Origin of the sequence: Psychrobacter sp. MF31 (assembly GCF_012847335.1) — a bacterium.
Taxonomy (GTDB): Bacteria; Pseudomonadota; Gammaproteobacteria; order Pseudomonadales; family Moraxellaceae; genus Psychrobacter.
On the sequence record NZ_JABBDX010000008.1, the window covers coordinates 73,132 to 84,181 of the forward strand.

The following is an 11,050-nucleotide window of genomic DNA, read 5'->3' on the forward strand; positions in this document are numbered from 1 at the left end:
TATATAACAATACGGTTATATATTGTAGTTTTAATAAGAAAGGGTGATTTATCAATTAGATTATAAAAGGCGCTCACTTGGAACGCCCCATCTTACTAAAATCAATGGCTATCATTGCTTCGAGTCGTATTGCCTCATAAAATCTTTTAGCCCTTGAACGGTATCAGCTGGCAAGGTTCTTATGCGACCATGATTAACAACTCCGGTCGGAATGCTCAAGAATTGACCGCTAATCCCTCTATTCCTTGACCAGTTAAAAAACTCAATCGCCATTGCCTCAAATTCCAGCGTGGTTCGCTCAACGGTTGCAAACATATTGTTAAAGTAAACCCACTGATTAGCGCGCAAATCCTGCTCTAAACGCTCGGTTTCAAAGTCGCTAAGACTTAACGCCAACTGATACCGCTTGCGCCAATCGCGCCGCTCTATTCGTATCGGCGCTTTGGCGTAAAGCATCCGGTCACGCTTCTCTTTGACCATATCATCAAGGATAGATAGCGCCACCTGCCAGCGCGTGGGCAGCGGCTCGTCATTGGCAGCTGACTGCAATAACGCTTCAATAATCGCAGGCTTGTTTGATTTGAGCATGTCAATGACGACTGGCGTAACGATGCTAATATCGCCCTCATAATGCAAGCCGTCATCGTCTGCCCAAAGGATAATACCCTGATTTTCTAAACTGTCGATAATGTCGATGGCATTCATAAACACCCCCGAACGATTTTATCCGTGACAGGATTGTCCGGCTCATTGGCAGCTTTGGTAGCGTGACATTGAGTAGTGCTGTCAGGATTAGGGTTTCTATCCGTGACAACGTGACAACCCTTATCAGTCATGGCTTGTAGTGATTTTTTATCCGTGACACTATCCGTTGTTGTCACGGATGTATTTCCGCTGTAACCCTTGCTATCATTAACTTGTCGCGTTGTCACGGATAGATTAGGGGTAGCTGGCAAGTAGCGCGTAAATGCGTCTTTAAAATCCGTGACATCATAGCCTTTGCCGCGACCGTGTATCGTTCTAATATCCTTTGATGAAATGCGATACTCATTTAAACGGTTAGCAATTTGCCGAGGCGTGATAGGTTTACCGCAATTGTAGGTTGCCCAGCTCATTTCTTGGTCACTGCACAGTCCTACCAATAAATCCTTAGTTAACAGCTTGTCGGTTTTCTTTAAATCAAACACTGTCTTAATATCGATAAGCAGCTGCTCATTCAAGCTTGGTTCGTCATGCTCGATGCCGGATATTTCAATGCAAGCTTGATTGGCGCGTTTGAGCCAGTCCTCACCCAGTACCGTTGCCACTTTGAGCAATATCTCCCAGTTATCTTGCATTCGGTCATTAATCATTTCGGGCAACTCCGGCATGGCACCTTTGACCGCTGCTATGTTGTCATCGCTCCACCTTGCAAGCTTTGCTTTGATAGTGTTTGTGGTGTCACGTGATAGATGGCGAACACGGTCGCGCTGCTCATGTTTCAGCTTGCGGCGTAGGGTAAGGCTGATTGACCTGTCCATGATGGTTGAGGGTATTTTGCCAATGCCTGACAGTGCTTTTGCCCCATAAACGAAAAACTCTCTTGGCTCGTTGTCATCGCCAGCGCAGCGGATAACATGGGGATTATCTCGGCTATGACCTGAATTAAACACGCCGCGTAAGTCTTCATTGTCGTTGATAAAGGTGTCCGCTTCATCAACGATAAGCGTAGGGTTATACTTCTCAACACAGCGGAACAGCGCCGCCGCGGTAATGTTGGATGAGGACAAGCTACGTTTACTCATAAGCGCGATTAAGGTTAATAATTGAGATTTGCCGCAGCGCTTTTCAGGGGCGTTAATCCAAGCAATAGGCGCGATATAGCTTGCCTCAACTACCCATGTAAAGATAATCCATAGCGTAGTGGCGATTGCAACCGCATCACTGCAAGCAATATGCTGATTGATAATGCGGTAAATCTCCTCGGCAATGATTGCGCCATCAACTGGCTTTTGATACGGCTCTGTGTCGATGACAAGGCTTGTTGATTGCTCAACCTCAAGCGTTTCTCGTACTTCATTGACCAGCTTATCAAGCGCTCCTACTGGCATGGCATTTAGTGATTTTGCCGCCGCGCCGCGCTTTAATTGATACTCAAGGTCACTTAATGCCGCCAACTGCTCGATGACACGTTGCGCCACTTCCGGCGTTACTTGTTCGCCCTCTTGTGGTAAAATTAAGCTTGATGGCTCGGCTATGTCATCAGTTAAGATTGAAAGCTGCTCACTGGGTATAGTGGGCAGCTTTTTTATTGCCTGTTGCAACTCATCATCAGAGGCAACCGCGTTTTGTTGACGCTGCAACGCTACCCAGTCCACAATATCGCCTTTTTCGGGCAGTCCTAAACTATCAATATCTATCACGCGAACATCGCAGCCAAGCGCCGTAAGCACACGATAAAGCGTGGTAAGCCACTTTGCCCCCGCGTCATCATTATCAGCCCAAAGGCACACGTTACGCCCTGTCAGCGGCTCCCAGTGATACTTATCAATCTGTGTGCTACCGCCGGATGTGGTAGCGATAAATCCTAGCTGCTTTGCAAGGTCTGCCTTTTGCTCGCCCTCAAAAATATAAATATCCGCCGCCGGATTGAGCGTTAACTCATGAAGTAGGTAAAGCGGCTTTTTGCCGCCGCCCTCCGGATAAACAAGGTCAAAATCAGGGTCGCGCATCTGCCACTTGCCCGCATTGTCAAGGCTGATTGAGCGGATATATTTATCCCCTGTTTCTAAGTTTTTAAGCCTCGGCTTGGCGTATAAAAAACCGCCATCACTACCGGTATAGATATGTAAATGCGTAGCAGTAAACCCTTTATCTTTTTGTTTTTGCGTAACTTGAGCGGCAAAAGCTTTTGCTTGTTCAATCAGGTCTTTATTATCAATTAATGGCTTGTCCATCGCTACGCCTCCTCAATCAGCTGCAAAGCGCGGCAAGCATCAATAAAGCTTGCGTTATGCCACTGCATATAAAAACCGATTGCATCGCCACTAGCGCCGCAAGCATGGCATTTATAACCACCATGCTCATGGTTTACGCCCATTGAGGCGTGATTGTCGTCATGGAATGGGCATTTGACCATCTGCCAACCGCAGCCGCCTTTAAGCGTAATATTAAACTGGCGGTAAAAGTCGCTTGGACTTGGCAGCCGTGACTTGTTCACCTTGCCGCGACCTACTTTTTTAATTGCTCGTTTGGTGCTGACAGATGACTGCTTGAGCGTTGATAAATGATTGCGGATAAAGTCAGTCATGGCTATATCTCATCATCATTAGCGGCGCTTTGGGCTTCAAGCCATGCCAAAACATCAGCATTGCGCCATGCGGTAATGCCTCCAGTAATGCGAACTGGTTTAGGGAATTGACCAGACTTTGAGAATTTCCAAAGGCTGGCGCGTCCGAACGGTAGCAGCGGTAAAATCTGTTTAGCACGTGATAAGCCTTGCGGCGCTAGGATATAAGTTGTGTCGATATTTTTATCGGTCATGAGATTTTCTCTCTTAATATATTAATTAGTTAAACGTAAATCGCAAAAAAAGGTGTAAAAAACCTATTCCGCCTCGGTGGGGTTGAGGCAGAATATTAGTAAACTAATAATTTTTGTAACTGAGCTAACATCAGTAAACCTGAGTTAACCCTAGGTTTCACAAGGTGTGAACGATATTTAAGAGAGGGGAAAAGGTGGGGCAAGGTGTCGTTATATGAGACTATTGGCTTGCTTATTGTGCCTCAAATTAGGCACAATACATGACGTCATATATATCACGGTGTAAAAACTGCCGTTGATGTCATGATGCTCAGCAAAGCTAAAGCCCTGATATTTCTATCCTCTCTTTTTTTAATGGTTGGTTATGTCATGCGCAAATCTCCTCTTTGTTGGCTCTCATTAAAATAGGTGGGCGGTAGTCGCTACCTAGTCGCCAAACTTAAACAGCGACTTACTCGCCCCACTCTATTTCATATCTTTAGCTATCATACTTTATAGACAGCCTTTTAAATCAAACTTTATCGCATTCTAGCATAGTCTGTAGGGGTATTTATTCGTGCAGAACAGACCACAAGTAGCAAGTAATATATTTTAAAACCTTAACGCCTGATATATAAAGGTCTTCAGAGAAATATAATTATCGCTGAATTTTTCTCACTTGCGTTTTTGTACGACAAACATTGACGCAACTTGAGTAAAACTTTAATTTTCATCAACTGACTGCTTTTTCAACCCATCAATATAATCAGCCCATTTTTGCATCATCGCGCGGCGCTCCTCGATAAACTCCCATCTGTCATACGCCGTTCCGTTTGGGTCTTTGGTAATGTGACCTAATGCCATTTCTATTACATCAAGATTTTGCTTTAGCTTATGCCTGAGTATCGTTCTAGCTGACGCTCTAAAGCCGTGGGCGCAATGTCTGCCTTGATAGCCGATCAGCTTTAGCGCCTCGTTGGCGGCGTTCTCGTTGAGAATGTCGTGTTTGGTGGCAGTGTCACTATAAAAAACGTAATCGGTATGACCTGTGATTTTATGCTGCTCTTTTAGTATCTCGATAGCTTGATGCGGCAATGGCACAATCATGTCTTTGACCATGCGTAGCTTGCTTGCGCCATGACCTTTCATCGGCTTTAGGTCGATTTGAGCATTCACTAAATCAACGTCACGCCATGCCAGCCGCCGCAAATCGCCATTGCGGATAAATAGCAAAGATAGCAGTTTAAGAGAGTTAAAAACGCTGTCATGAATGCGACCTTTGAGCGACTCAATATCGCGCATCAGTTGCCCAAACTCGTGAGGCGTAGTGATTGACGGTCGGTTGCCGTACTTGTAACCATCAAGCATTGGCTTCACCAATCTTGCGGGGTCAGCTTTGGCATAGCCGTGAATGATGGCGTAATGAAATATGTCGCTGGCAATTACGGCGCAGCGGTCGGCTTTATCAGTTGGGGTGCCATCGTCTTTTAGTGAATTGGCTTGAATGTCTTTTAAAACATCAAGCATTTGCAGCGGCTCAATATCCCCTATCGGCGTATCACCAAGATATGAGCATAGCAGCGCGTAACGACCTTGCTTGCGCTTTAGTGTGGTGGCTTTTTGCTTCGTTTTAAGCTGCTCGAAATGTTGCCAAGCCATCTTTTCAAAGGTGCTGGCAAGTGATTTGTGTTCGGCTTTGAGTTGCTGCTCACGGTGGGCTTTGGGGTCAATACCTTGCTGTAATAGCTGCTCATACTCAAGGCGCGTGGCAGTCGCCTGAGCAAGCGTAACCGCGGGATAACTGCCAAGTGATAGCTTATGCTTGGTTTTTAATACTGGGTGAGTATAACGATAAAGCCAAAGCTTCGCGCCAGCGCTATTCACGCGCAAAAATAGCTTCGGGTGACCTGATACCTTGCAAAGTATCTCGCCTTTTGATGGCGGCGTGATGGTTTTGATGGTTCTATCTGACTTTATGGTGATGGCTTTAGTGGTCATGCTGGCGTGTACTTTTTCCGTATCGTGTACGCCGCAGTGTACACTATAACACTAGCTTGCCCTATAGTTTTTTAGACTGATTTAGACAATAGATAGATAGTAATTTAACTTGATAGCTTATAAATAAAGGCTTATATTAGAATAATTAGATTGTTACGGATTGTTATAGACTTAAAGGATAAAACGTTATGGTTCCGACCACTGGTACCAACACCAAACCCTTATAAGTCAATGCTTATAAGGGTTTTTTATTACCTATAAACTATGGATTCACCTGATTCCAAAAGTTTTTGGGGAGATATCAAGCAAATCTGCAGCGGTTCTAGCGGTTACTTCAGCTGTGAAAAACTCCAGTCGTCGTCGCTGTATTTTTTACTTCGTTTACAACGGGTTTTCATGAAAGTAGTCTAGCATACTGCTTATCTAATACAGCCCCTTCTATTTTATACAACTATCAATCCTAATTTTCACCCAGCAATAAAACCTGCTGTAAGTTCTTCATAAAACGCCATACCTGAATCAGATAACACAAAATTCTGAGTGATAGGATTTTCAAACATAATTTGGCGTTCAACCAGAGTTGATTTAATGCTTTTAAAGAAATCTTCGTTCATGTTAGCTCGTTGTAATATCTCTGTAGTATCTGGTAGCAAGCCAATTTTATCGATATCTGAAGACGTTAATCCGCCAGAAGCGGCGCTAAGCTTATTAAGCTTGTAATTATGCGAGGTGATATATTTGCCTATTATCAATAATAAACAGTATGCTTTCATTGCGATATCAGTTTTACTAAGTTCATAAACGTTACCTTTGACGATATAAATGAACTCTGCATTGGCAATCAAACTAAAGCCACACATTTTATACTGGTTTTTATAGACCTCTAGGTTATTGATAACTTCCTCAAACATAGGGTTTGGTTCAAAGTCACCATACGAACCCAGTTGGCTTTTGTTTATGATGCGACCGTTCATCAAATGGTTATATATCTCAACACTATTATGCATATCAATCATTTACTTGTTCCTTAAGCGATCAATCACCTATATTTTCATCAGTCTGTTCACTGTTTACAGTCAGTACTCGATATTCCCAGTAGTAGTGCTCATCTTCTATGCGTCGGCGAGCACTTTGTTGTCTTACCCTCGACTTTGGAATAAGCGATAAATAAAACTCAAGACCATAGAGTACATCAATAAGCGTATACTCATCCATGGAAGCTTTCAGATAAGCATCTAAGTGTTGATGGATGTCTTTAATAAATGATTTTTTTGGTAAAGACGCAATAAGTTTTAAAATATCATTTTTACGATTTTGTAGCGTTTTATCAGGCAGCTTTGGCGCATGAGCGATATCAGCTTTATGCTGGATAGGACGTTGCTGAATCTCTTCAAAGTAATGTTTGAACTGTTGAATGCTTTTTTCAGGATCGCGGTCAAACTTAGCTGAGAAGGCTCGCTTGTGAGAGGAAAGTCCATCAAAACAGCGCATATCACTAATATCTTCAAGATCCGCTGTAAGATACAAATTCTTTTGTCCACCATGGCGATAGAGCTTATCAAAGGTTTGCATCAAGCTATTGTATCTTTGTTCAATAGCCATAAAATAGCGACGCTGTTCCGCTAAGCTGTATAAGTAAGTCAAAAGTCTATTAGACAGATCCTCAATATCTTTATAATACGAAGTAACTGCTGTTAGTTTATAGCGGATAGCAATAGCAATGGACTCGTGATCACTTTGACGATAATAGTCCATCAAAGCATCAATAGATTCTACAAAGTTTTTACGATTAATGAGCTGTATATCAGGATTAATAAACTCTAAGCAGGGCTTGATATGACGATCATGTAGCTGCTGAGCCTTCTCGTATAATTCATTGATAGAATGCTGTTGCTGACCAGTTTCAAACTGACCGTACTGATTGGCGACGTCGTCTACTTTATGATGCAAAACCCGAATGTTTTCTTTAACAGTGGTCAGAATCTCGCTAATTAAATCCCAAAATAGGTTGAACTGATCACGGTACTCTTGAGAACCAGTCTCAGTGCGCATAATTTGCATGGTCACCTGTTCAGTCTGCTGTCTTAAAGATTCAAACTTGGCGTGACTAAGCTCTTTGTTTCGAGATACATCTAAAAACACCAGCAAATCATAAATCACCTTTGACATGACTAGCATGCCACTGACCTTATCATGATGAGTAAAAACACCGCCAGCAAGCAAACTATCTAGACTCAAAATATTTTTTAAGGCGTCATTATCTTGCGATAAAATTTTCTTGTTATAAAACTGCACATAAGCGGTAAAAGGAAATTCCATAGCGCCGTCATGGGCGTTGATATAATCAATAAATTGAAAAAAGTCGTACTTAAACTCTAATACCTTTTGGATCAATACATCACGGTTAATCATGCCATAACCTCAGTAGGCAGTGCTTGCTCACCATCAACTTTGCCCCAGACTTCAACCGACTCAGGTAGGATATTGAGCACGCAGCTTGCTACTGTATGCGGATGCTGAAATATGTTGTAGTCCACACGTATCCAACGCTTAACAGATTGGCATACTGAGGCACGTTGGGTCGGCGTAGCACAAAATGCTGAAAAACCATGGCTATCAATACAGTCAATAATCGTACTGGTATTATCGTCGTCCAAATCGCCAATTTCATCAATTACGATAGGCATCTTAAAAGAAGCGCCTTGCATAAAGATTTGACCAAGTAAGATAGCAATAATAGAAGCAGTAATAGTACTGGTAGTACCGCCAGACTGCGATTTATCCGTCAGAACACCGTTGGCATCAGTATACTCAAAATTTATTTTACTAATAATGTCGCGCATCTTTATTAGCTTAGTCTTCTTGTTGGCATGTTTTTCCATAAACGCCATCAAAGTGCGATAAAACTCATCGCTCATAAGCTTAGTTTGAGTAAGGTCATGATTTTGCTGTAGTTTGCGAACATGCTCAAAGTCTGCATGACAGTGAAGCTTGATACGAACTTGTTTAAGATTGGATATCTGATGGGTGTTTAGCTCGGCATTAATCTTGGCAACATAGTCGGTCAGCATATGGCTGGCGTCACTGATTTCACGAAGTTGACTGCTGATAATTTGATTATGTCGGCTGATACTGTTAGCTTGCGTTTGTATTTGATAATCAAGCGAGCTAAAACTGTTGTTGTAAGTAGCGATAATGTCGCTTAATTGCGTCAATGTTTGAATATGAGCGAATGTATCAACATTCTCATTGGGAACCTGTTGTACAAAAGCTTCAACTTGATGTTTAAGATCACTATACTCACGGTTATAAGTATTGGCTTGCTGAGCTAGGTTGTTAATCGTGCTCATATCTAATTTGAGTGACTCACCGTGTTGCTGACTGTAGGCTTCTATAATCTCTAAAACCTCAGTCTCACTATAATGAACTACTCCTACAGTTGTTTTTACCTGATTTAAGCTATTAGTATAATGATCAAAATTACTCCGCTGACTTTCAAGTTTATCCCTTTGATTCAACATATTTTGCAACGCTTGATATGCTTGATCTTTTTCTTTCTCAAGCATTTTTAATTGTTCGGATAGCGCTAACTTTGAATCTACTTTTTCTGCCAGTTGTTGCTTATCGCTTTCAATATCTTTTAGGCTAATTTTATAGCGCTCTAAAGCATTAATTTGATTATCAAGAGTAGCTATTTCTTCTTTGATTTTATTTAAACTTTGCTGGCGTGAAGCACCGCTAATATCTTTGGTGGCATTAAGTAGCGTCGTTCTATTGCTATTATCGCCTTTAATTTGCTGCTCAAGCTTGCTAATAGAATGCATTAAATTTTGTCTTTGTTCTTCAACTTGAAACCTGTGAGTTGTCGTATTTGGCATCTGAACTTGGTTAAAAAGCAGATGCTGACCTGAGCTATCAAACCAGTTTGTAAAAGATTTTATAGAGTCAATTTGCTCTGATGTCAATTCTAAGGCAAGCTCAGCAAAGTCGTTGTTTAGACTAAATAGTACATCCGCTGATTTAGTTGGTAGCTGCGTTAACATCAGTTTATTCAAATCGCTTAAAGTATTCTGCTGACGCTTAAGGTTTGCTGTGTTGTGATGGATACTCTTAGTCAGTTTTTCTAATTGTTCGGTTAAGCTAACGACATCAAATAGTGCTGATTGTTGTTCTTCAAGCTGTTCTCTACGTTCACTGAGTACCGAGGCAAGTTCAATAGCGTCAGTATGCTTATGCTGAGATAGCACTTGCTCAGCTAAATCTATATTTTTTTGCTGTCTATCTATAACCTTATTTAGCTCGCTTGTGGCACCCGCTATCTTATCGATTTTGGTTTCAACATCTTTGAAATTGGACTCTAAATCTTTATATACACTTTGAGCATCGGTAATTTTTTTAGATAAGTTGCCAAAGCTGCTAGCATAGCTGGTTTTGCTATTTGATAACGCTTTTAACAACATGGTATGTTGCTCAGTGAGCGTTTTGCGCTTTAGTTGCAAACTCTCAAATCTGAACTTTAAGTTTTCATAATTTTCTTTGTTATTTTTCAGGCATTGTAGCTCTTCATTCTTTTGTAATAGCGTTTGGTACTCTTCTTCAAGACTTGCTAAGTCAGCATTCATTCGCTCTTGTGGTCGACCACGCCTCATCTCAATCAAGGTAGCAATAGCATCTGCTAATGCCTCTGTACCGCCTGTACCCGCATCAAACGCCATCTGATAGATACTGCGAAAAGCGTGTACCGCCTTAGTCGTATTTTCAGATAGGGGCACAATACTGTAACGGCTATGAGCACCTGTGAAGTTGCTATACATAAGCTCGGTGAGATGCCTATCATCGTTAACATGCAGACCACCATGCTTCTTTTGAAAAGCTAAAATAGTATCTACATTTAAATTATCGGCAAAATTATCATTTTGCTCATCCCAAAATAGATGTCTTATGTCATCATAAGCTAAGGGTAAGAAAACACGGTAGTAACGAAAACCTTTATCCCGGTATAGCACCATACAGGCCACGCCAGCATCATTTTTGGTTTCCATGATTAAAAATGACTGAGGCGATGGAAAGTAGAACTCATAGGAGTCTTCTTTTGAATAAACGCCAGCCTTACCCTTAAACTGAAATTTCTTATGACAATTACTAAAGTCGGTTTCGGGATATAGCATGAGTTTGGTTGCGGCAAGACTTGCTGTCTTACCTGCATTATTAGCGCCAAATAAAGCTAAATGGTTATCTAACTGAATCTCGGAGTAAGCATGATTGGCAGAATTAACAAATACAATGCGCTTTAGGGTGTAGTTTAAGGTTTCATTTGCTAGCATATCAGTCATACAAATAGCTCTCTTGCTCTAAGGTTTTATGCGTCTTGGTTATGATTTTGCATACCGCATCCAGCTCGACATGGTGAGCGCAAACATGACGAATATCAGTGTAGTGGCATAATAAACTTGGACAGCGCATAAGAGGTTTATACTAACCCAAAGAAGGAAAATAGTATGACCACCAAACGCAATCAATATACCCGAGAATTCAAATTAGAAGCCATCAG

At 41.7% G+C, this 11,050-nt stretch carries 8 protein-coding genes and 1 pseudogene; all 9 read right to left on the bottom strand.

Annotated elements, in window-relative coordinates; genetic code table 11:
- Positions 1-111: 111 nt before the first annotated feature.
- Positions 112-705, bottom strand: coding sequence for a hypothetical protein (locus tag HF322_RS10470; protein WP_169393399.1), 594 nt, complete (start codon positions 703-705; stop codon positions 112-114).
- Positions 702-2,936 (bottom strand): DUF3631 domain-containing protein, encoded by a 2,235-nt coding sequence (locus tag HF322_RS10475; protein ID WP_169393400.1) that lies wholly within the window; start codon positions 2,934-2,936, stop codon positions 702-704. Before HF322_RS10475 ends, HF322_RS10470 begins: the two co-directional genes overlap by 4 nt.
- Positions 2,937-2,938: 2 nt before the next feature.
- Complete coding sequence (locus tag HF322_RS10480) at positions 2,939-3,289, bottom strand: CHC2 zinc finger domain-containing protein (protein WP_169393401.1); 351 nt, start codon at positions 3,287-3,289, stop codon at positions 2,939-2,941.
- Positions 3,290-3,291: 2 nt separating this feature from the next.
- Positions 3,292-3,522: an AlpA family transcriptional regulator gene (locus tag HF322_RS10485; RefSeq protein ID WP_169393402.1), complete on the bottom strand. Its 231-nt coding sequence runs from the start codon at positions 3,520-3,522 to the stop codon at positions 3,292-3,294.
- 702 nt (positions 3,523-4,224) lie between these two features.
- Positions 4,225-5,499, bottom strand: coding sequence for an integrase arm-type DNA-binding domain-containing protein (locus tag HF322_RS10490; RefSeq protein ID WP_169393403.1), 1,275 nt, complete (start codon positions 5,497-5,499; stop codon positions 4,225-4,227).
- 285 nt (positions 5,500-5,784) lie between these two features.
- Positions 5,785-5,897 (bottom strand): annotated as a pseudogene (locus HF322_RS11705) (IS1595 family transposase); the annotation flags it as partial.
- Positions 5,898-5,966: 69 nt separating this feature from the next.
- Positions 5,967-6,515: a hypothetical protein gene (locus HF322_RS10500; protein WP_169393404.1), complete on the bottom strand. Its 549-nt coding sequence runs from the start codon at positions 6,513-6,515 to the stop codon at positions 5,967-5,969.
- Between the two features lie 19 nt (positions 6,516-6,534).
- On the bottom strand, positions 6,535-7,911 hold the full coding sequence (locus tag HF322_RS10505; protein ID WP_169393405.1) for a hypothetical protein: 1,377 nt from the start codon (positions 7,909-7,911) through the stop codon (positions 6,535-6,537).
- Positions 7,908-10,832, bottom strand: a complete 2,925-nt coding sequence (locus tag HF322_RS10510) for a hypothetical protein (protein WP_169393406.1) — start codon at positions 10,830-10,832, stop codon at positions 7,908-7,910. The genes HF322_RS10505 and HF322_RS10510 overlap by 4 nt, the downstream gene beginning before the upstream one ends.
- Positions 10,833-11,050: the final 218 nt, after the last annotated feature.